21 protein-coding genes are annotated in these 19,842 nt (G+C 71.4%); 16 read left to right on the top strand and 5 right to left on the bottom strand.

Annotated features, from left to right (window positions below; genetic code table 11):
• Window positions 1–3: 3 nt before the first annotated feature.
• The 10 genes from P0Y48_08095 to P0Y48_08050 all read left to right on the top strand — a co-directional run bounded on the left by P0Y48_08095 (window position 4) and on the right by P0Y48_08050 (window position 9,153).
• Window positions 4–510 carry a DUF427 domain-containing protein gene (locus P0Y48_08095; GenBank protein WEK12438.1) on the top strand — a complete coding sequence of 169 codons (507 nt, stop codon included), beginning with the start codon at window positions 4–6 and terminating at the stop codon, window positions 508–510.
• A 113-nt stretch (window positions 511–623) separates the two neighbouring features.
• Window positions 624–1,646 (top strand): LacI family DNA-binding transcriptional regulator, encoded by a 1,023-nt coding sequence (locus P0Y48_08090; GenBank protein ID WEK12437.1) that lies wholly within the window; start codon window positions 624–626, stop codon window positions 1,644–1,646.
• Window positions 1,643–2,575: a PfkB family carbohydrate kinase gene (locus P0Y48_08085; GenBank protein ID WEK12436.1), complete on the top strand. Its 933-nt coding sequence runs from the start codon at window positions 1,643–1,645 to the stop codon at window positions 2,573–2,575. Before P0Y48_08090 ends, P0Y48_08085 begins: the two co-directional genes overlap by 4 nt.
• Before the next feature lie 95 nt (window positions 2,576–2,670).
• Window positions 2,671–3,633, top strand: a complete 963-nt coding sequence (locus tag P0Y48_08080) for a nucleoside hydrolase (GenBank protein ID WEK15039.1) — start codon at window positions 2,671–2,673, stop codon at window positions 3,631–3,633.
• 47 nt (window positions 3,634–3,680) lie between these two features.
• A complete protein-coding gene (locus tag P0Y48_08075) occupies window positions 3,681–4,523 on the top strand; it encodes an ECF transporter S component (protein ID WEK12435.1) in 843 nt (280 codons plus the stop codon).
• A gap of 6 nt (window positions 4,524–4,529) precedes the next feature.
• Window positions 4,530–5,309 (top strand): energy-coupling factor transporter transmembrane component T, encoded by a 780-nt coding sequence (locus P0Y48_08070; GenBank protein WEK12434.1) that lies wholly within the window; start codon window positions 4,530–4,532, stop codon window positions 5,307–5,309.
• Complete coding sequence (locus P0Y48_08065; protein WEK12433.1) at window positions 5,306–6,154, top strand: ABC transporter ATP-binding protein; 849 nt, start codon at window positions 5,306–5,308, stop codon at window positions 6,152–6,154. The genes P0Y48_08070 and P0Y48_08065 overlap by 4 nt, the downstream gene beginning before the upstream one ends.
• Window positions 6,151–7,005: an ABC transporter ATP-binding protein gene (locus P0Y48_08060; GenBank protein ID WEK12432.1), complete on the top strand. Its 855-nt coding sequence runs from the start codon at window positions 6,151–6,153 to the stop codon at window positions 7,003–7,005. Before P0Y48_08065 ends, P0Y48_08060 begins: the two co-directional genes overlap by 4 nt.
• 63 nt (window positions 7,006–7,068) lie before the next feature.
• Window positions 7,069–7,725, top strand: coding sequence for an NAD(P)H-binding protein (locus P0Y48_08055; GenBank protein WEK12431.1), 657 nt, complete (start codon window positions 7,069–7,071; stop codon window positions 7,723–7,725).
• Window positions 7,726–7,818: 93 nt separating this feature from the next.
• Window positions 7,819–9,153 (top strand): M18 family aminopeptidase, encoded by a 1,335-nt coding sequence (locus P0Y48_08050; GenBank protein ID WEK12430.1) that lies wholly within the window; start codon window positions 7,819–7,821, stop codon window positions 9,151–9,153.
• Here the strand turns inward: P0Y48_08050 and P0Y48_08045 are convergent.
• Both P0Y48_08045 and msrA read right to left on the bottom strand, forming a co-directional pair.
• Window positions 9,124–10,092 carry a hypothetical protein gene (locus tag P0Y48_08045; GenBank protein ID WEK12429.1) on the bottom strand — a complete coding sequence of 323 codons (969 nt, stop codon included), beginning with the start codon at window positions 10,090–10,092 and terminating at the stop codon, window positions 9,124–9,126. The genes P0Y48_08050 and P0Y48_08045 overlap by 30 nt on opposite strands.
• A 15-nt stretch (window positions 10,093–10,107) precedes the next feature.
• A complete protein-coding gene (msrA, locus tag P0Y48_08040; GenBank protein ID WEK12428.1) occupies window positions 10,108–10,662 on the bottom strand; it encodes a peptide-methionine (S)-S-oxide reductase MsrA in 555 nt (184 codons plus the stop codon).
• Between the two features lie 172 nt (window positions 10,663–10,834).
• Here msrA and P0Y48_08035 point away from each other — a divergent pair, with 172 nt between their 5' ends.
• The 4 genes from P0Y48_08035 (at window position 10,835) to P0Y48_08020 (ending at window position 15,319) form a co-directional block, all read left to right on the top strand.
• Window positions 10,835–11,461: a PadR family transcriptional regulator gene (locus P0Y48_08035; GenBank protein WEK12427.1), complete on the top strand. Its 627-nt coding sequence runs from the start codon at window positions 10,835–10,837 to the stop codon at window positions 11,459–11,461.
• A gap of 4 nt (window positions 11,462–11,465) precedes the next feature.
• Complete coding sequence (locus P0Y48_08030) at window positions 11,466–13,154, top strand: AarF/UbiB family protein (GenBank protein WEK12426.1); 1,689 nt, start codon at window positions 11,466–11,468, stop codon at window positions 13,152–13,154.
• 213 nt (window positions 13,155–13,367) lie between these two features.
• A complete protein-coding gene (locus P0Y48_08025; GenBank protein ID WEK12425.1) occupies window positions 13,368–14,585 on the top strand; it encodes an MFS transporter in 1,218 nt (405 codons plus the stop codon).
• Window positions 14,586–14,764: 179 nt separating this feature from the next.
• Window positions 14,765–15,319, top strand: a complete 555-nt coding sequence (locus P0Y48_08020; protein WEK12424.1) for an NYN domain-containing protein — start codon at window positions 14,765–14,767, stop codon at window positions 15,317–15,319.
• A gap of 159 nt (window positions 15,320–15,478) precedes the next feature.
• Here P0Y48_08020 and P0Y48_08015 read toward each other — a convergent pair whose 3' ends face one another.
• The 3 genes from P0Y48_08015 to P0Y48_08005 all read right to left on the bottom strand — a co-directional run bounded on the left by P0Y48_08015 (window position 15,479) and on the right by P0Y48_08005 (window position 18,545).
• Window positions 15,479–15,937, bottom strand: coding sequence for a hypothetical protein (locus P0Y48_08015; GenBank protein WEK12423.1), 459 nt, complete (start codon window positions 15,935–15,937; stop codon window positions 15,479–15,481).
• A gap of 273 nt (window positions 15,938–16,210) precedes the next feature.
• Window positions 16,211–17,122 (bottom strand): hypothetical protein, encoded by a 912-nt coding sequence (locus tag P0Y48_08010; protein WEK12422.1) that lies wholly within the window; start codon window positions 17,120–17,122, stop codon window positions 16,211–16,213.
• Window positions 17,123–17,195: 73 nt separating this feature from the next.
• Window positions 17,196–18,545 (bottom strand): DUF222 domain-containing protein, encoded by a 1,350-nt coding sequence (locus tag P0Y48_08005; GenBank protein WEK12421.1) that lies wholly within the window; start codon window positions 18,543–18,545, stop codon window positions 17,196–17,198.
• A 290-nt stretch (window positions 18,546–18,835) separates the two neighbouring features.
• Here P0Y48_08005 and P0Y48_08000 point away from each other — a divergent pair, with 290 nt between their 5' ends.
• Together P0Y48_08000 and P0Y48_07995 are read left to right on the top strand one after the other, a co-directional pair.
• Window positions 18,836–19,012: a hypothetical protein gene (locus P0Y48_08000; protein WEK12420.1), complete on the top strand. Its 177-nt coding sequence runs from the start codon at window positions 18,836–18,838 to the stop codon at window positions 19,010–19,012.
• 51 nt (window positions 19,013–19,063) lie between these two features.
• Entirely contained in the window at window positions 19,064–19,840 is a 777-nt protein-coding gene (locus tag P0Y48_07995; GenBank protein ID WEK12419.1) for an isocitrate lyase/phosphoenolpyruvate mutase family protein, read from the top strand.
• The last annotated feature ends 2 nt before the right edge of the window (window positions 19,841–19,842 follow it).

Here is a 19,842-nt window from a genome sequence, read left to right as displayed (position 1 = left end):
AGCATGTCGCGTCGCCTTCCCGTCACCCCCGATCCGCTCCGCGAGGGTCAGGAGTCGGTGTGGGACTATCCCCGTCCGCCCCGTGCAGAGCGGGTGTCGTCCCGCGTGACGGTCGAGCTCGGCGGTGCGGTGATCGTCGACACGACCGATGTCGTGCGCGTGCTCGAGACGAGCCACCCGCCCGTGTACTACGTGCGCGAGAGCGACTTCGCACAGGGATCGCTGCGACCGGCATCCGGGTCGTCGTTCTGCGAGTACAAGGGCCGCGCCGCCTACTTCGACGTCGTGAGCGGCGGCGAGGTGCGCGAGCGCGCCGCATGGGGCTATCCCGATGCGTCGGGCGGCTTCGCGGAGCTGCAGGGCCGCGTGGCCGTATACGCGCGGGGAATGGATCGCTGCACGGTCGACGGTGAGACGGTCGAGCCGCAGCCCGGCGGCTTCTACGGCGGCTGGGTGACCTCGTGGATCGCGGGGCCCTTCAAGGGGATACCCGGTTCGATGGGCTGGTGACGGCGGGCCGTCGCCAGCGATTCTCGCGGCGACGGTTGCCAAACCGCTGACACCCTCGCTACTGTCGGCACCAGCGCAGTAAGCGCTTACGTTCGCAACGACGCGAGGGTGACATGGTGACCGTGTACGACGTGGCACAGGCCTGCGGCCTGTCGATCGCCAGCGTGTCCCGCGCCCTCAACGGCCAGCCCGGTGTCTCCCGGGCGACCGCCGAACGCATCGCCCGCATCGCCGGCGAGCTCGGCTATCAGCCCAACGAGGTCGCGCGTTCCCTCGTCGCCAAGTCCACGCAGACGATCGCGCTGCTGGTCCCCGACATCACGAACCCCTTCTTCCCCGAACTCGTCAAAGGCGTGCAGTCGGTCGCAGACGAGAACGACCTCCTCCTGCTCCTGGTCGACGCGCCGAAGGATGCCGACGAGCTCCGCCCGCGGCTGGCGGCACTGCAGCGCAAGCAGGTCGACGGCATCCTGCTCGTCGCGAGCGCTCTCGACGGGCGCACGGAGGAACTGTTCGGCGACGTGCCCGCGGTGCTCCTGGACCGCGGTCGAAGCGGACGGCACGCCACGGTGCGCGTCGATCAGGAGGCAGCCGGCTACGCGGCGACTCGGCACCTCATCGACGCCGGGCACACCCGCATCGGACACCTCGCCGGACCGGAGGTGCTGGAGGTGTCGCAGGACCGGCGGGCGGGGTGGGCGCGAGCGCTCACCGAGGCGGGGCTTCCCGTGGAGGATCGACTCGTCCTCGCGGGCGACTTCGAGGAGGAGGGCGGTCACCGCGCCGGCGCGCAGCTCCTGGACCGCAACCCCGACCTCACGGCGGTGTTCGCCGCGAACGATCTGAGCGCGATCGGGCTGCTGGCCCTCTGCGCCGAACGCGGCATCGACGTGCCGCGAGACCTCTCCGTCGTGGGCCTGGACGGCATCGAACTCGCCCGCTACACGACCCCCGCCCTCACCACGGTCGCCCAGCCCATCCGGGAGCTCGGCGAGGCCGCGTGCCGGAGTCTCCTCGCGCTCATCTCGGGAGGCGGCCCCGTCGCCGACGTGACCCTTCCCACCCGGCTCGTCGCCGGAGCGAGCGTGCACGTCGTGAACCGTGACGCCGCGGTCGCCGTAGGGGTGCCCCGATGACCGCCGCCGGCCGCGTGATCGTGTTCGGCTCCCTCAACGCCGACATCACCTTCGAGGTGCACCGACTCCCGCAGGCGGGGGAGACCGTCGTCGCGGGCGGCGTGCGCCGTGCGTCGGGCGGCAAGGGCGGCAACCAGGCGTACGCCGCAGCGCGCACCTCCACACGTCCCGTGCTCATGGCGGGGGCCGTCGGTGACGACGAGGCCGGCGTGAGCCTGCGCGACGACCTCTCGACCGCCGGTGTGGACATCGGACTGGTCCGCGTCGTCGAGGGAGTCTCGGGCATGGCGATGATCGCCGTCGACGAGGAGGGCCACAACGTCATCGTCGTCGCGCCGGGCGCCAACCACGTGTGGCCGGAGGTGCCCGCGCTGCCGCTCGAGGCGGACGACGTCATCGTGCTGCAGCTCGAGGTCCCGCTCGACGTCGCCGCGCAGGTCGCCCGCCAGGCGGTCGCGCACGGGGCCCGCGTCGTCCTCAACGCCGCCCCCGTCACGCCCGGAGCCGACGGTCTGCTCGCCGACGTCGACGTGCTCGTCGTCAACGAGGTCGAAGCGACCGATCTGCTGGCCCTGAGCACGATCGACGCCGAGGCGGTCGCCGCCGCCGCGCGCGAGCGTGCCCTGGCCGTCGTCGTCACGCTGGGCTCCGACGGTGCGCTCGTGGCCGACGCCGAGGGCCGGGTGACGCGCGTGCCCTCCTTCCCCGCCGACGCGATCGACACGGTCGGCGCGGGGGATGCCTTCGTCGGCGCCTTCGCGGCGGCCCTCGCCGGTGGCGCCGACCTCGTCGCCGCCGCCCGACGGGGGGCGGCGGCGGGCTCGCTCACCGTGACGGTGCGCGGAGCACGGCATCCGGGACTGCATCCCCTCCTCGTCGACGACCTGCTCGACTCACAGCCCGATTCCCCCGGAAGGACGATGTCGTGACCGATCCGCACACCTCCACCCCCGACGCCCCGCGCGTGCCGCTGATCGTCGACGTCGACACCGGCATCGACGACTCGCTCGCCCTGCTCTACCTCATGGCCAGCCCCGAGGCCGAGATCGTCGCGATCACCTGCACGGCGGGCAACGTCCCCGCCCAGCAGGTCGCGATCAACAACCTCGCGTGGCTCGATCTCTGCGGGTACGACGAGGTCGAGGTGGCGCTCGGGGCCGAAGTGCCGCTCGTGCAGCCGCTCATGACGACCGAGGAGACCCACGGCCCCCAGGGCATCGGGCACGCGGTCCTCCCGGCGCCGCAGCGCACCGTGTCCGACCGGCATGCCACCGAGGTCTGGATCGACGCCGTGCGCCGTCGGCCGGGAGAGATCGTCGGGCTCGTCACCGGTCCGCTCACGAACCTTGCACTGGCCATCACGCTGTGCCCCGAGCTGCCGACGCTGCTCAAGCGACTCGTCATCATGGGCGGCGCGTTCAACCACGCGGGGAACACGCTCCCTACGACCGAGTGGAACATCGCGGTCGACCCGGAGTCGGCGAAGATCGTCTTCGACGCCTTCTCGGGGCTGCCCGCCGACCGGCATCCCGTCATCTGCGCTCTCGACGTCACGGAGCGCATCGAGATGAAGCCGGAGCACGTCGCCGCCCTCGCCCGGGCCGCCGGCAGCACGCCGGAGGAGGTCATCTCGCCCGACGACCCCGAGGGCACACGGTCTACCGCCTCCCACGCGGTGATCCGTCACCTGTCGGATGCCGTCCGGTTCTACATGGAGTTCCACCGCGCCTACGATCAGGGGTTCCTCGCGCACATGCACGACCCGTTCGCCGCGGCCGTCGCGCTCGACCCGACGCTGGCGACCACCCGGCCGGCCACCGTCGACATGGAGCTCGCCGGCACCCTCACCCGCGGGCAGACGGTCGCCGACTGGCGCGGCATGTGGGGGCGCCCCCACAACGCGGCGATCGTCGTCGACACCGATCCCGAAGAGTTCTTCCGCCGCGTCGTCGACCGGGTCGGTCGCCTCGCGCGCAACGTCGGCTGAGAGGCCGCCACACCCGCAACACACCCGAAGAATGCAAGGAGGCATTCATGTCCACCACCGCTCCCGCGAAGACCGGCGACTCCCGCCGGCTCCGCAACACCGTCCTCATCGCGGTCGGGTCGGTCGTCATCGTCGCGACCTACCTGTACCTCGTGATCGGCCAGCCCGCCGAGGTCGCCGAGAGCAGCACCAGTCAGGCCTCGCTCATCGCGATCGCCGGCTACGTGATCGGCGCGATCCTTCTGGCGGCGGGATCGATCCACCGCCTTCCCACCGCGACGATCGCGATGATCCCGGTCGCGATCGCGCTCAACATCGTCGTCGGCCAGATCGTCGCGCTCCTCGGGCTCCCGGTCTACATCGACTCGATCGGCACCGTGCTCGTGGCCGCGCTCGCCGGTCCCGCCGCCGGTGTCGTCACCGGCATCCTGACGAACGTCATCTGGGGTCTCACGCTCAGCCCCATCGCGCTGCCGTTCGCCGTCGTCCAGGTCGTGATCGGCGTCATGGCCGGGTACGCCGCCCGCTACGGCCTGTTCCGCCGGTTCTACCTCGCACCCATCGCGGGCCTCGTGACGGGCATCGTCGCCGCCGTGGTCTCGGCGCCGATCTCTGCGTTCATCTTCGGCGGAGCCACCGGCGGCGGTACGGGAGCCATCGTCGGCGCGTTCCAGGCGATGGGGCAGTCGATCCTCGGCGCGACGACCCTGCAGGGGCTCCTGTCCGATCCCCTCGACAAGGCGATCACCTTCACGATCGTGGTGCTGATCCTCGCCGCCCTCCCGAGCCGGTTCCGCCAGCGGTTCCCGTTCGTGCGGCAGTACCGGGTGTTCGGGAAGGCCCCGACGACGGCCACGAGTCGTCGCGCGGCGGGAACCTCCGAGGACTGAGAAGACATGGCGTCGACGCTCTACGTGGACCGGCCCTCGCCGATCCACCGCCTCAATCCGGTGACGAAACTCGTGATCCTCGTCACCGTGATCGTCGTCGTGTTCGCGATCCCGTTCTGGTGGGTCGCGGCGGGCGTCGTCGCCGTCGTCATCGTGCCGGCCGCCGTCGTCTCGGGCTGCGGCGGCCGGCTCGCCCGGTTGGGTCTCACGATCCTCCTTCCCCTCGTGATCGTGCTCTTCGTGGTGCAGGGGCTCACGTTCCCCGGCGGACGGACGGCGCTGTGGGAGTGGGGACCGCTGGCCCTCACGACCGAGGGGCTGATGTTCGCGCTCGGCATCGGCTCGCGGATCGTCTGCCTCGTGCTCGCCTCGATCCTGTTCGTGCTCACGACGCACCCCGGCGATCTGCTCACGGCGCTGACCGAACGCGGCATGTCTCCCAAGTTCAGCTACATCATCAGCTCGACCCTGCAGCTGATCCCCGCGTTCCGCGACCGCGCCGACGGCATCCTGCTCGCTCAGCAGGCGCGCGGACTCGCCGTCGGCAAGGGCCTGCGCGGGAGGGTGGGCGCGATGATGCCGCTCCTGGCCCCCCTCGTGCTGGGGATGTTCACCGACGTGGAGGAGCGTGCCACCGCGATGGAGGCGCGCGGATTCGGGTCGACCGCGCGCCGCACGGCGCTCACCCCCGTGCCCGATTCGACCGCTCAGCGCATCGTGCGCTGGTCGATGCCCCTGGTCGCCCTGGCGGCGATCGTCCTACCCCTTGTGACGGGAGTGCTGTGATCACGCTGACCGACATCGGCTACGCCTACCCGGATGCCGAGCACTTCGCCCTCGAGAAGGTGTCCCTCCGCGTGGAGCGGGGGGAGATCGTCGGGATCGTGGGGGCGTCGGGTGCGGGCAAGACCACGCTCGCGAAGATCATCTCCGGCTTCATCCCGCACGTCGACGGCGGGGAGCTCACGGGATCGGTGGAGGTCGACGGCGCCGACGTCTCGCAGCTGAGCCTGTCCGAGGCCGTGGCGAAGGTCGGTCTCGTCATCCAGAACCCCTTCAATCAGATCTCCGGTGCGAAGTACACCGTGCGCGACGAGATCGCCTTCGGGCTGGAGAACCTGGGCGTGCCTCGCGAGGAGATGGCCGAGCGGGTCGTTGCCGCCGCCGAGCTGCTGCGCATCGGGCATCTCATGGACTCCTCGCCGTACGCCCTTTCCGGCGGGCAGCAGCAGCTTGTCGCGATCGCGTCGATGGTCGTGCTGCGCACCCCCGTGCTCGTCATGGACGAGCCGACGTCGCAGCTCGATCCCGCCGGAACGCGGATGGTGTTCGACGTGCTGTCGGCGCTCCGCGACGCAGGCACGACGATCGTGGTGTTCGAGCACAAGGTGGAGCTCCTGCGCGAACACTGCGACCGCATCGCCGTGATCGCCGGTGAGACGGTCGCTGCGGCCGGTGAGCCGCGGGAGATCCTCGGGGATCCGAGAATGACGCAGTGGGGCATCGATGCGACGCGCTTCACGCTCGCCGCTCGCGCCGCGGTCGCCCGCGGCCTCGGTGATCGGGGCAGCGCACCGCCGGTGTCGATCGACGAGGCGGCCGCGTTCTTCGCCGAGGCGGTGCGCGCATGAGCGGCGTCGCCCTCCGATTCGACGACGTGCGGTTCCGGTACCCGTCGGGCACCGAGGCGCTGCGGGGTGTGTCGCTGTCGATCGACGCGGGGGAGCGCGTGGCCATCGTCGGGCAGAACGGCGCGGGCAAGACGACGCTCGTTCGCCACCTCAACCGCATCTTCGTTCCCACGAGCGGCACGGTGACGGTGGGAGAACGGCCGACGTCGGGGAGCACGATCGCCCAGATGGCGACGCTCGTCGGGTACGTGTTCCAGAATCCCGACGAGCAGATCTTCGCGCGCACCGTGGTGGCCGACGTCATGTTCGGGCCGCGCAACCTCGGGGCAGGCGAGGAAGAGGCCCGGGAGCGGGCGCTCGCCGCGCTCACGACCGTCGGTCTCGCCGACCAGGCCGATGCGCACCCCCACCAGCTCTCGCTGTCCGAACGCAAGCGCGTCGCCCTCGCGGGCGTGCTCGCCATGCGCACCCCCGTGCTCGTGCTCGACGAGCCCACGACCGGCCAGGACGCGCGAGGCGTCGAGATGATCGCGAGGGTCGTGGCGGAGGTGAGCGCCGAGGGGCGCACCGTCGTGGCGATCACCCACGACATGGACTTCTGCGTAGAGCACTTCGACCGCGTCATCGTGATGACGCAGGGCGAGGTACGCGCCGACGGCACCCCGGAGCAGGTGTTCGGGCGGAGCGACGTGATCGATGCCGCGCGGGTGGAACCGCCGCAGCTCATGCGGCTCGCGGCGCGGCTCGGCTACACCGAGCGGCCGCGGACCGTCGACGCGTTCGTCGACGCCGTCGCCGGCCGAGGCGACGCACCCGGCCTCGGCGGCCCCGGGGCCTCGACGGACGCGTAGGGTCGAGGCGACGGAAGAAGCGCCGGCCCGATCATCGGGTCGAGGCGACGGAAGGAGCCACCCATGGCACGCATCCTGCTCATCGGCGGACACGGGAAGGTGGCGCTGCGCGCCGAACCGCTCCTCGCGGAGGCCGGACACGACGTGACGGCTGTGATCCGCAACCCGGCGCACGAGGCGGAGGTCGCGGCGACCGGTGTCCGCCCGCTCGTGGCCGATGTCGAGAACACCGACCTGGACGGACTCGTCGCCCTCGTGAGCGGGTACGACCTCGTTGTCTGGACCGCCGGTGCCGGCGGCGGAGACCCGGCGCGCACGTACGCGGTGGACAGGGATGCCGCGATCGGCTCGATGGATGCCGCCCTCGCCGCGGGGGTGTCCCGGTACGTCATGGTCTCCTACTTCGGCGCCTCCGAGGACCACGGCATCCCCGAGGACGACGGCTTCTTCGCGTACGCGGAGGCGAAGGCCGCCGCCGACGCGCACCTGCGTTCGACCGCCCTCGACTGGACGATCCTCGCGCCGTCCGCGCTGACCCTCGATCCCGCCACCGGACGCATCGACGTGCCGGCATCCGAATCGGGTTCGGTCTCGCGCGGCGACGTCGCGGCCGTGATCGCCGCGACCGTGGTGGAGCCGGCGACGGTGCACCGCACCATCCGCTTCAACGCCGGCGAGGTGCCCATCGCGGATGCCCTCCGTGCTGTCGCGGGGGAGTGAGCCTCCGGCGCCCCTGCCCTCGCCCTTGTCGTCGCCGCCCGAAGCACGCCGCCCGAACTACGCTGGGTGAGGCCCCGACCCCCGAGGAGGACCGTGTCCGACACCGTCGCCCCCACTCCCGCTCCCGCCCCCGAGTCCGCACGTGACGCCGCGCCGGATGCCGGCGCGCGCCGCCGTCACGCGGAAGACCTCGCCGACTTCGTCGCGGCGTCGCCCTCGAGCTTCCATGCGGCCGCCGAGGTCGCCCGTCGCCTGACCGCGGCGGGCTTCGCCCCGCGGGAAGAAGCGGAAGCGTGGCGGGTCGCCCCCGGCGACCGTGGGCTCGTCGTCCGTGACGGTGCCGTGATCGCCTGGGCGATCCCGCCGACGGCGACGGCCGAGACGGCCCTGCGCATCTTCGGCGCACACACGGATTCGCCCGCCTTCAAGCTCAAGCCGCGGCCCACGACGGGGCGCGCGGGGTGGTTGCAGGCCGGCGTCGAGATCTACGGCGGCCCGCTGCTGAACTCGTGGCTCGACCGCGAGCTGCGGCTCGCGGGCCGGCTCGTGCTCGACGACGGAACGGCCGTCGACGCGGCGACCGGTCCGCTGCTGCGGCTGCCTCAGTTGGCGATCCACCTCGACCGCGAGGCCAACGACCACCTCTCACTCCACAAGCAGGCGCACACCCAGCCGGTGTGGGGTCTGGGTGCTCCCGAGTCGGCCGACCTCCTCGCCGAGCTCGCGACCGCGGCGGGAGTGGATGCCGCCCGCATCCGCGGCTATGACGTCGTGACGGCGGACGCGGCGCGAGGGGCCGTGTTCGGGAAGGACGACGTCTTCTTCGCGAGCGGGCGACTCGACGATCTCGCGTCGGTGCACGCGGGGCTCGTCGCGCTGGAGAGCGGCGCCGGGGGCGGCGAGCACATCGCGGTCTTCGCCGCCTTCGATCACGAGGAGGTGGGATCGGCCACCCGCTCGGGGGCGTCGGGCCCGTTCCTCGCCGACGTGCTCGAGCGGCTCCAGTCAGCCCTGGGTGCCGACCGCGAACAGCAGTTGCGCGCCCTGGCGGCGTCGTGGTGCGTGTCCAGCGACGTCGGTCACTCGGTGCACCCGAACTATCCGGAGAAGCACGACCCCGTGGTGCAGCCGGTCCTCGGGTCCGGTCCGATCCTCAAGATCAACGCCAATCAGCGCTACGCGACCGACGCGGCGGGCGCCGCGGCATGGCACGGCTGGTGCGCCGAGGCAGGGGTCGAGAGTCAGGAGTTCGTCTCGAACAACGCGGTACCGTGCGGGTCGACGATCGGACCGCTCACGGCGACGCGGCTGGGAGTGCGGACGGTGGACGTCGGCATCCCCATCCTCTCGATGCACTCCGCTCGCGAGCTCGCCGGCACGGCCGACCTGCTCGCCCTGTCACGCGTCGCGGGCGCCTTCTTCGCCTGAACGCCGCCGGCGAAGGGCCGCACGGATGCCGAGGCCGAGCGCGGCCGTGACGAGGCATGCGACGATCGGCCGCCATGCGAGCTCGGGCGTCAGCAGGGCGAGCGTGAACACCTGGACGGCGCCCTCGATCATCCCGGCCGGATCGTTCCACAGCACGCGGCTGCCGAGCGCGTAGCCGACGCCGGTGAGCGCGGCCGGACCGATCCACACGATGGCCAGCGCCGCGACGCCCGCGAGGATACGCCCGGCACTGCCTATACCCGCCCAGGCGATCGCGGCGCCCGCCAGCATCGGCGGCACCCACTGGACGAGGGTGAGCAGCGGCGGGATCTCCGTCGGCACGGTGCCGAAGGGAACGATGAGGGCCGAGAGCCAGGGGCCGGCCGCGACCGCGCCGACGGCGAGGGCGACGACGGCCCCGGCCCGCGGTGCCTTCGCGAGGAGGGCGACCACTCCCGCCCCCACGCCGATCGTCAGGACGGCCCCCGTCGTGAGGGCCGTGACGTAGAGGTCGGCCTCGCGGCCGTCGGGCAGGGTCGATCGGGTCGTCGCGGCGCTCTGCGCCACCGCGATCGCCTGCGTCGCGATCGCGCCGGCCAGCAGGAGCAGCGTCGCCCAGCGCGTGCGCCGCGATCCGAGCGCTCGTCCCGCGACCCCGACGAGCGCCGCACCGAACAGCAGGATGGCCGCGACGAGCGTCGCCGTGTAGGGGTGAAACGGCAGCAGGACGACGGGCACGTCGGGCGGAATCTCCGACCACAGGTTCTGCAACGGCATCCGTCCGCCCGTGATCAACCACGGCAGGAGCGCCGCCACGGCCCCGACGACCCCCACGGGAAGGAAGGTCCACGCGCGCCTCGTAGCGTCCGGGGTCCCCGGGGTGCCGGGGGTCGCCGGGGTGCCCGGGGTCGCCGGGGTGCCGGGGGTCGCCTCGCTCATGGGCGACAGCCTAGGTCACGCGGTCGGCGCGGCCTCCTGCGCGTCGCGGCTCGGCAGCACCCAGCCCGCGCGCGGGAAGTGGCACGTGTAGCCGCCGGGGTGCTTGATGAGATAGTCCTGGTGCTCGGGCTCCGCCTGCCAGAACCGACCCGCGGGCTCGATCGTGGTCACTGCGGGCGCCGGCCACAGCCCGGAGGCGTCGACGTCGGCGATCGTGTCGCGGGCGACCTGCTCCTGCTCGGGCGTCAGCGGGAAGATGGCCGAGCGGTAGCTCGATCCGATGTCGTTGCCCTGACGGTTGAGGGTCGAGGGGTCGTGGATCTGGAAGAAGAACGCCAGGACGTCGCGGTACGTCGTCTTGGTCGGGTCGAAGACGATCTCGACGGCCTCCGCGTGACCGGGGTGGTTGCGGTAGGTCGCGTGATCGTTCTGGCCGCCCGTGTAGCCGACGCGCGTGTCGAGCACGCCGGGCTGGCGGCGGATCAGGTCTTCCATGCCCCAGAAGCAGCCGCCGGCGAGAACCGCCGTCTCGGTGCCGGGGGTGCGGGTGATGCTGCCGTCGTCGCTCATGAGGACTCCTTCTGTCGAACTCAGTTTCTCAGGTCATCGGAGACAACGCGCGGGTGTGACGGTTTGGTCCCGCCGATCCTTCGGGTTGGCTGTGAGGACGTCACGCGGACTCCTGTTCGCCTGTCGCGCGATGTATCGTCGACTATCGCTCGATATATCGTTGGAGGACGACATGAACGACTCATTCAGCGGCAGGTTCCCCTCGCAGGGCTTCGGCGGCTCCGGAGGCCTCGGCGGCGCGATGCCCCAGGAACTCTGGGACACGCTCGGCGAACTGAAGAAGGGCTTCGAGCAGACGTTCGGACAGGGGTTCGGGCAGGCTTTCGGACAGAAGGTCGGCACGCGGGTCGGTCGCGGTGACGTCCGCGCGGCGATCCTCTCGCTCCTCGCCGAGCAGCCGATGCACGGCTACCAGATCATCCAGCAGATCGAAGAGCGCAGCGGCGGCTCGTGGAAGCCCAGCCCGGGCTCCGTGTACCCCACGCTCCAGTTGCTGACCGACGAGGGTCTCATCGAGGTGGAGGAGTCGGCCGGACGCAAGACCTACTCCCTCACGGATGCCGGGCGTGCCGAGTCCGAGCACACCGACCGTCCGTGGGCGTCGTCGGAAGAGGGGGAGCAGCCGGCCGGTCGCGAGCGCCGCCACGGTGGCCACGGCGCGCTGCCGAAGGCCGGTGCGAACCTCGCCCAGGCGGCCATGCAGGTCGGCCGCACGGGAACGCCGGAGCAGATCCAGGAGGCCGTCGACATCATCGACGACGCCCGGCGCAAGCTCTACGCGATCCTTGCCCAGGGCTGAGAGGATGCCGGGCGGCCGCGCCCGGTATCGTCGCATCCTCCGCTTCTCCGCACGCGCGATCGCGCAGGCGTGGTGGTACGAACTGGCCCTGCCGCGCCTCGGCCTCCGTCGCGTCGCCGACCGCACGCGCGCCCATCGGCTCCAGGTCACCGCGCGCCGATTCCGCGCGCTCGCCGTCGACCTCGGCGGGCTGATGATCAAGGTGGGTCAGTTCCTCTCGTCGCGGCTCGACGTGCTGCCGCCGGAAGTCACCGGAGAGCTCGAGCAGCTGCAGGACGAGGTGCCGCCCGTTCCGTTCCCGGAGATCCGCGCGCTCGCGGAGGCGGAGCTGGGCGTGCCGTTGTCGCGCGCCTTCGCCGCCGTCGACGAGCGCCCCCTGGCCGCCGCATCGCTCGGTCAGGCCCACCGCGCCCGGCTAGCCCCGGAAGACGCGGCGCTGGCCGGTTTCGAGGCGGTCGTGCTGAAGGTGCAGCGCCCCGGCATCGACGCGATCGTCGAGATCGACCTCGCCGCCCTCCGCCGTGTCGCAGGGTGGTTGAGTCGCGTGCGCATCGTGTCCGACCGGGTCGACATGCCCGCGCTCGTGGAGGAGTTCGCACACACGAGCAGCGACGAGATCGACTACGTGCACGAGGCGGCCAACGCCGAGCGCTTCACGGCGAACATCGCCGACGGCGCCCGCGTCGGCGCGCCCGAGATCGTGTGGGAGCGCACCACGCGACGGGTCCTGACCCTCGCCGACGTCACGGCGATCAAGGTCAATGACGTGGCGGCACTGCGCGCGGCGGGCATCGACCCGGCAGAGGTGGCCACCGAGTTCGCGGCCGTGATGTTCGACCAGCTCTTCGGAGACGGCTTCTTCCACGCCGACCCGCACCCGGGCAACATCTTCGTCACCCCGCACGCTCCCGATGTGTCGGGCCGCACGTGGCGTTTCACCTTCATCGACTTCGGCATGATGGGGCAGGTTCCCGAAGGACTCCGCCGGGGGCTCCGACGCGTCGTCATCGCGGTCGCCGCGCGCGACGGACGGGGGCTGGTCGCCGGCATCCAAGAGGTCGGTGTGCTCTTGCCGTCCGCCGATACGGCCGACCTGGAGCGCGCGCTGACGCAGCTGTTCGCGCGCTTCGGGGGCATGGGGTTCGCAGAACTGCAGGAGGTCGACCCTCGCGAGTTCCGCGACTTCGCCGACGAGTTCGGCGAGGTCGTGCGCTCGCTTCCGTTCCAGTTCCCCGAGGACTTCCTCCTCATCATCCGGGCGATGTCCCTGACGTCGGGACTGTGCAGTGCGCTCGATCCGTCGTTCAACATCTGGAATGCGGTCGAGCCCTACGCCCAGCGGCTCCTCAGCGAGGAGAGCGGTGGCGTCGTCCGCGACGTCGGCGCACGCGCATGGGGCGCCGTGCGGGGTCTCGCCGCCGTGCCGGGGCGCCTGGACGAGCTGCTCACGCGGGTGGAGGAGGGGCGGCTGGCGGTGCAGAGCCCGTCGGTGGAACGCCGCCTGGGACGCCTCGAGCAGGGCCTCCGCCGCCTCGTGTCGGCTGTCGTGTTCGCGGCCCTCTTCGTGGGCGGGATCGCGCTGCGCGCACAGGATGCCGTCTTCGGCACGATCGTCATGGCGCTGTCGGTGCCGCCGTTACTGCACGCGGTCCTCGCGGGCATCGGCTCGCGTCGCTCGCGCTCTCGGCGGTAGACGCTCGCGCTCTCGACGGTGGGCGCTTCCGCTCTCGACTGTTGACGCTTCCGCTCTAGACGGTGGACGCTCCCGCTCTGTCAGGTGGACGATTCCGCTCTCGACGGTAGAATGGGGTCTGTCCGCGCCGTCCGGCGCTGGACTCGGTGCATCTACCTGCTTCTGGAGCAAGGCGGCACGTACACACGAGCTGACCGTTCCGGAGGCACCTGCATGACGTCGATCGTCGACGACCGTTCCCTCATCCAGCACACCGGCTGGGGCTATTTCCCCGTCGCATTCGTTGCGCGACTCCCGTTCGCGATGATGGTCGTGGGGGTGCTCACCCTCGTCGCGTCCGCGACCGGGTCGGTCGCGCTCGCCGGCCTCACCTCGGGTGTCGTGGGCGTCGGTGTCGTCGTCGCGGGACCCATCATCGGCGACCTCGTCGACCGGCACGGGCAGCGCGCGGTGCTCGTCCCCGTGGGGCTCGCCAACGGCATCCTTCTCGCGCTGTTCCCCGTCGTCGTGCTCGCGGGCATGCCGGAGCCGCTCGTGCTGGTCGCCGCCGCTCTGATCGGGCTCTCCGCGCCGCAGGCCGCCGCGCTGTCTCGCACGCGACTCGTGGCGATCGCGCGGGACCGCGTGCACGGAGCGCGTCGCGAGCGCACCCTCTCCCGAGTGATGTCGTACGAGTCCGCGGCGGACGAGACCGCCTTCGTGATCGGACCGGTGCTCGTCGGCGTGCTCGCCGCCTTCCTCGCGCCGTGGGCACCGATCGCGGTCGCCGCCGCCCTGAGCTTCGCGTTCGTGACGGCGTTCGCGTTGCACCCCACCGCGGCGCTCGCTGACGGCGATCCCGCGGTGCCGACCGAGCGCGCGCCGTGGTCGGCGGTGCTGTCGCGGCCCGTGCTGATCCTCGCGGCGGCGACGTTCGGCGTCGGACTGTTCTTCGGGTCGACGCTGACCTCGCTCACCGCCTTCGCCCAGAGCGCGGGCGACGGAGAGAAGGCGGGCCTCCTCTACGGGCTCATGGGGGTGGGGTCGGCGGCGCTCGCCCTCACCGTCATGCTCCTCCCGGCGCGCTTCTCGCTGCGCGCGCGGTGGCTCGTGTTCGGCGGCGTGCTCGTGGCATCCGCTGCGGGTTACGCGCTGTCGCGCGATCTTCCGGCGGTGATCGTGATGCTGTGTCTCATGGGTCTCGGCGTCGGGCCGACGCTCGTCACGCTCTTCAGCCTCGCCGGTCAGCGCAGCCCCGTGGGGCGATCCGCGTCGGTCATGACGCTGCTCGGCTCGTCGCTCACGCTCGCGCAGGCGCTGTCTTCGGCGGTCACCGGCGCGCTCGCCGAGGCGACGTCCGCGCAGGTGGCGATGGCGCTCCCGTTCATCGCGTCGGTGCTCGTGCTCGTCCTGGGGGTCGCCAACGCCGCCCAGACCCGTCGTCGCCGCTGAGGCTGAGGCCGGGGCTAAGGTCGAGCCCGAGACGTCGTGCTGATTCGTCCTCCGAGGGGCATCCCGGCGGCATCCGCGCGGTCGTCCGCCGAGGCACCCGCGGGGGCGTCCCCGCCCGGTGCGTGACTCCGGCCCTGCTACGGTACGGGGCAGTGGTCCGAAGAGCGGTGGGAGTTTCTGTGGCCGAACGCAACACCTGGGTCCTCGTCGACGGCGAGAACATCGACGCGACCCTCGGTGGATCGATCCTCGGGCGCAGGCCCCAGCCCGATGAGCGCCCGCGCTGGGATCGTCTGCTCTCGTTCGTCGCCGGCCGGTGGAACCAGCAGGCAAAGGGCCTCTTCTTCCTGAACGCCACGGAACACCTGCCGATGTCGTTTGTGCAGGCGCTCCTCGCCCTCGGTTACCGGCCGGTGCCCCTCTCGGGGCCGTCGGATGCCAAGGTCGTCGACCTCGCCATCCAGCGGACGCTCGCGGCACTCGAGGCGCGGGATGCCGATGTCGTGCTCGTCAGCCACGATCGCGACTTCGTCGAGGGTGTCGCCGCCCTCGCCGGGCCCGACCGTCGCGTGGGCGTCATCGGCTTCCAGGAGTTCCGCAGTGCCGAGCTGACCGCCATCCCCGACGTCGAGTTCTTCGACTTGGAGTACGACGCGCAAGCGTTCGACGCCCGCCTCCCGCGCGTGCGAATCATCCCCATCGAGGAGTTCGACCCCGCCGCCTTCCTCGACTGACCCCACGCCGCGGGTGCGGTGCGGTGGTGCGCGGTGGCGTGCGGTGCGCGGTGGCGTGCGTCGTGGGCACAACGGAGGAGATTCGCGTTCCGGAGGGAGCGCTGTCGGCATCCCGTCCTCCGAAACGTCGATCTCCTCCGCTGTGCCGTACGGTGGCGGTCAGGATGCCGTGTCGTCGTCGCCGGTGCGCTCGCCCGGCCCGTCGCCGATCCCGTCGGGCGGCGGGAGGGCGAGGCGACCGCTCGCCCGGGCGATGCCGTCGAGGTCGCGCTTCCCGCCGTTCCGACGCGTCGCCGAACGGTAGGACGAGCGGATCTCGCGGGTGACGAGGTCGACGACGAGAGTCCACGGGTCGGTCGTCACGAGGAGCCAGCTGCGGCGTCTGCTCCACGCCTGGTCCTCGACGACGTCGAGGGCGACACGCGCGATCCCGCCGGGGTCGGTGGTGGCGCCGATGTCGGCGAGGAGCCGCTGCTGGACGGCGGGCGCGACGCGCACCCGCGCCTGGGCGAGGAAGCGGTCGCGGTCGTCGTCATCGCGGTCGGAGCCGCACAGGTCGGAGCGCAGCGTTGCGAAGAAGGAGCGGAACTGGTCGTCGCTCCACAAGGGAGTGTTCATGATGGGTGTCTGTTCTGGAGAGTGGGTCGATCAGAGGGCACGTGCCGGCGGGATGCCGACGCGTGCGCGCTATGCCTCTGGGAAGGCACAGCCTCCGAAGCCCGAGGAACACGTCACGGTCGCACGCCGAACGGCGCCGAGAGCGGCGCGGTAGGGGCGATCGGTGACAGACACGGTCACTGAAACTAGCGGTGCCAGCCGCTCCGGGTCAAGCGCGGCGGCTGCGGATCAAGCGAAGCTCAGGGCGACGGGCGGCTCAGGGTCGACGAGAGCTCAGGATGTGGTCGCCGCGGCGATGATCGCGTCGGCGATGATCGCGGTGGCATCCGGAGCGACGTGGAGGTTGAGCGCGGGTTCGATGAGCTCCGCCTCGAGGACGACGAGTCCGTGTTCCTTGGAAGCCACAGTGTCGACGCGGGCGTAGAGGGGCAGCCCTGCGCCCGTGATGCGAGCGACGGCGGCGAGTACGTCGCCCGCGAAGGCGCGTTCGGTGGCGCTCGTTTCGACGGGTTCGGGATGCTCGACGTAGACGCCGCCGATCAGACCGCCGCCGTGTGCCAGCAGCGCGCCCTTCGCGATCGCATGGCTGAAGTGTCCGTCGAACAGGTAGAGCGCCTTCTCCGCCCCGGCGGTGAGCTCCGCGATCTCGGGCTGGATCATCGCCACGCCCCCGGCGGCGATGATGCGTTCCGCGAGCCCGAGGGCGGCGGGGTCGGACGCGTCGTACAGGCCGGTGTCTCGAGCGCCGGCGGACACGGTGGGCTTCACGACGACGCGGTCGTGACCTCGCGCAGCGAGGTCTTCCCGCGCTTGCGTGACCGTCGTGGTGTAGATCGTCGGAACCGTGCGGATGCCCTCGGCTTCGAGGTCGCGCAGGTAGGACTTGTCCAGGTTCCAGCGGACGACGCTCGGCGGATTGAGAACACGAGTCGCCTTCTCGGCGCGGTCCAGCCAGGTGGCGAACTCGGCGGCGCGCTCGGGGTAGTCCCAGGGCGAGCGGATGACCACCAGGTCGTATGCCGCCGGGTCGTCGCCGCGATGCCACACGACCGGTTCGGCGTTCGCGCCTCGCTCGCGCAGTGCGCGGAGCAGCAGGGGCGTGTCGTGGTCGGGGTCTTCCGCCGAATAGCTGTCGGTGACGACGATCCCGATGCGCGCGTCGACGCGGGGCGAGGTGGATGACACGACGCCCCAGCGTACCGGTCCTCTGGGCCTGCACCGCTTCGGCCTGCATCGATGAGGGCTGCATCGATCGCGCTCAGGATGATGTTGGCTCGGCGGGCGGACCTGTATCGGTGATCTCTATCTCCATCTCCGTCTCCGTCGCGTATTCCGTGGTGAACACGAGGGTGCGTGCGGGGTGGTCGGGGTATTCGCGTCCGGTGGGGCTGGTCCAGTGGAGGATGCCGTCGGGGGTTTGCCGGACTCGCCAGGCGGAGTGGTGTTTGAGGGTGTGGTGGCGTCGGCACAGGTGGGCGAGGTTCGTGAGTTCGGTGGGGCCGTCGTGTTCTCGGGCGATGGTGTGGTCGATGTCGGATCGGCCGGTGGGTATGCGGCAGCCGGGGAACCGGCAGTGCTCGTCTCTGACGCGGAGGGTGCGTTTGAGGTGGTCGGATGGCCGGTATCGGTCGGTGGCGAGGACGGTGCCGGTGACGGGGTGGGTGAGCACCCGGTCCCACCCGGTGGCAGTCCCGGCGAGGCGGAGCGCAGTCGCCGTGTCGATCGGTCCCTTCCCGACCAGTTCGGCGGGGATGTCGTCGTGGCCGACCGCGGCGAGCACAGGCACCGTGACCTGCACCCGCGCAATGATCGCCTCCCCGGCCGGGATGGCGTCGTTGGTGGTCTCAGGTGACGCGTGTCCGGAGAGGAGCAGGTCGGCGAACACGTCGGCGCGCACCTCGCCGATCCGGCGCGTGTCGGCGGGGCGGGTGTCGACCGCGCTCGCTCCACCGCCCGCCGCGCCTCGGGCATCCATCACGCGCCTCGCGTATTGGTCGAGGCGGTCGCGGATGCCGTGGGCGATCGCGGCGGGCAGGATGGCGATCAGTTCCGCCATGCCGTCGTCGAGGTCACGCACCCACACCTCCCGCTGAGTTGCGGCAGCCGTGTGACGTTCCTGCAGCGGGACCGGTTGCAACCGTGCGGCTAGCAGCCGGGCGGCGGGCTTGAGCCGTCCCGGTGTCTCCCGCCGCGCGACCTCCAGGGCCGCGTCTTCGAACACGGCCCGGGCGGCGTTGTCGTCGATCCCCACGCCCGCATCGACCACCACGCGCACATGCCCGCGGGACACGTCACCGGCGGCCCACGCCGCGAACGTCGCGGGGAACTTCTCCAGGAGCATGACGGCATCGGACATGTGCTTCTGCACGGTCCGGTCCGACACGCGTGCGGAGGCCCCGATCTGCGCCGCGAGGGAACGGAGCGGGATGTCGGCCACCGACGAAGGTCCACCGGCATCCTGTGCCATCGCCTGGGCGATCTCGACCGCTTCGGCCAGGAGTGCGACCTCGCGGGCTTGGGCCACCGCGGCATCACGGCGGGCGTCGGCGAGCGCGTGCAGCAGCGTTTCGATGCGCTGTTGCCATGAGGTGCCGGTGTTGCCTGTCATACGTCGATTCTTCTCGGGGCCACCGACACTCAGACCGACAAAACCCAGATCAACACCGCTTCCTGTGGATAACTCCCGACACGCCGAGGCTGTGGAGGAGGGTGCGGCGTTTCGTCTCGCTGCGCTCACTCAACGACCGGGCGCCGTTTCGTCTCGCTGCGCTCGCTCAACGACCGGGCGGCGTGTGGCGCTTCGTCTCGCTGCGCCCGCTCAACGACCGCGGCTGCGCCCGCTCGACGACCGGGCCGCCCCGCTCCGACCGACGCGGCTACCTCGCTTACGCTGGAGGTATGAACAAGAGCACCCTGTGGACCGTCGTCGGAGTCGTCGTTGCGGTGATCATCGCCTGGGTGCTCGTCAACGTGCTGTTCAGCCTCATCGCCTTCGCCTTCAAGCTGCTCGCGGTCGCCGTCGTCGCTCTCATCGTCTTCTTCGTGCTGCGGCTCGTCTTCCGTCGCGCTGACTGACCGTCCGCCCGGATCGGCCCCGTCCCGTCGCTTCGTGGGTAGCGTGGAAGCATGACCACGAGCCAGCGCGCCCAGACCCTGTCCGCCCTCCACGCCGCGCCGGAGATCCTCCGCGTCGTGAACGTGTGGGACGTCGTGTCCGCCCGTGCGGTGCTCGACCTCCCCGAGACGAAGGCGATCGCGACCGCCGGGCACTCCATCGCCGCCACCTTCGGGTACGCCGACGGTGAGAACATCCCGCTCGACCTGGTGCTCGACATGGTGGGTCGCATCGTCGCGGTCGCCGGAGACGTGCCGGTCAGCGCCGACCTGGATGCCGGTTTCGGCAACCCCGGCGAGACCGTTCGTCGGGCGATCGGTGTCGGCGCGGTCGGCGCGAACGTGGAGGACCGGCTGAAGCCCCTCGCGGAGTCGGTCGCCACTGTCGAGGCGATCGTTCGCGCGGGAGAGGCGGAGGGTGTGCCCTTCGCGCTCAACGCCCGCACCGATGCGTTCGTGCGGGCCGGAGACCGGCCGCTGTCGGAGTCGATCGCCGATGCCGTCGAGCGCGGGCGGGCCTACCTCGCGGCGGGAGCCGATGTCGTGTTCGTGCCCGGCATCCTGGACGCCGACACGACGCGCCAGCTGGTCGAGGGGATCGGCGAGCGCAAGGTCTCCGTCATCGGCCTGCCCGGTGCGCTCACGGCGGCCGAGTACGAGGCGCTCGGCGTCGCACGTATCTCCTACGGTCCGATGACGCAGCGCGTCGCCCTCACCGCCCTGCAGGACCTGGCCAAGGATCTCTACGCCGACGGAGCGATCCCCGCCTCCACGCGCGCGCTCAACTGATC

It is taken from the genome of Candidatus Microbacterium phytovorans, from assembly GCA_029202445.1.
In the GTDB taxonomy this organism is placed as follows: Bacteria; Actinomycetota; Actinomycetes; order Actinomycetales; family Microbacteriaceae; genus Microbacterium; species Microbacterium phytovorans.
Note: the sequence above shows the minus strand (reverse complement) of the source record. Positions and strands in the feature narration are given on the sequence as shown.

Bases quoted from the DNA above. Each gene is read 5' to 3' on its own strand.
- P0Y48_08035 (WEK12427.1), top strand. From the start codon at position 10,835: ATGAACGACTCATTCAGCGGCAGGTTCCCCTCGCAGGGCTTCGGCGGC.
- P0Y48_08075 (WEK12435.1), top strand. From the start codon at position 3,681: ATGTCCACCACCGCTCCCGCGAAGACCGGCGACTCCCGCCGGCTCCGC.
- P0Y48_08025 (WEK12425.1), top strand. From the start codon at position 13,368: ATGACGTCGATCGTCGACGACCGTTCCCTCATCCAGCACACCGGCTGG.
- P0Y48_08085 (WEK12436.1), top strand. From the start codon at position 1,643: ATGACCGCCGCCGGCCGCGTGATCGTGTTCGGCTCCCTCAACGCCGAC.
- P0Y48_08030 (WEK12426.1), top strand. From the start codon at position 11,466: ATGCCGGGCGGCCGCGCCCGGTATCGTCGCATCCTCCGCTTCTCCGCA.
- P0Y48_08080 (WEK15039.1), top strand. From the start codon at position 2,671: ATGGCCAGCCCCGAGGCCGAGATCGTCGCGATCACCTGCACGGCGGGC.
- P0Y48_08045 (WEK12429.1), bottom strand. From the start codon at position 10,092: ATGAGCGAGGCGACCCCCGGCACCCCGGCGACCCCGGGCACCCCGGCG.
- msrA (WEK12428.1), bottom strand. From the start codon at position 10,662: ATGAGCGACGACGGCAGCATCACCCGCACCCCCGGCACCGAGACGGCG.
- P0Y48_08000 (WEK12420.1), top strand. From the start codon at position 18,836: ATGAACAAGAGCACCCTGTGGACCGTCGTCGGAGTCGTCGTTGCGGTG.
- P0Y48_08095 (WEK12438.1), top strand. From the start codon at position 4: ATGTCGCGTCGCCTTCCCGTCACCCCCGATCCGCTCCGCGAGGGTCAG.
- P0Y48_08060 (WEK12432.1), top strand. From the start codon at position 6,151: ATGAGCGGCGTCGCCCTCCGATTCGACGACGTGCGGTTCCGGTACCCG.
- P0Y48_08055 (WEK12431.1), top strand. From the start codon at position 7,069: ATGGCACGCATCCTGCTCATCGGCGGACACGGGAAGGTGGCGCTGCGC.
- P0Y48_08090 (WEK12437.1), top strand. From the start codon at position 624: ATGGTGACCGTGTACGACGTGGCACAGGCCTGCGGCCTGTCGATCGCC.
- P0Y48_08005 (WEK12421.1), bottom strand. From the start codon at position 18,545: ATGACAGGCAACACCGGCACCTCATGGCAACAGCGCATCGAAACGCTG.
- P0Y48_08070 (WEK12434.1), top strand. From the start codon at position 4,530: ATGGCGTCGACGCTCTACGTGGACCGGCCCTCGCCGATCCACCGCCTC.
- P0Y48_08015 (WEK12423.1), bottom strand. From the start codon at position 15,937: ATGAACACTCCCTTGTGGAGCGACGACCAGTTCCGCTCCTTCTTCGCA.
- P0Y48_07995 (WEK12419.1), top strand. From the start codon at position 19,064: ATGACCACGAGCCAGCGCGCCCAGACCCTGTCCGCCCTCCACGCCGCG.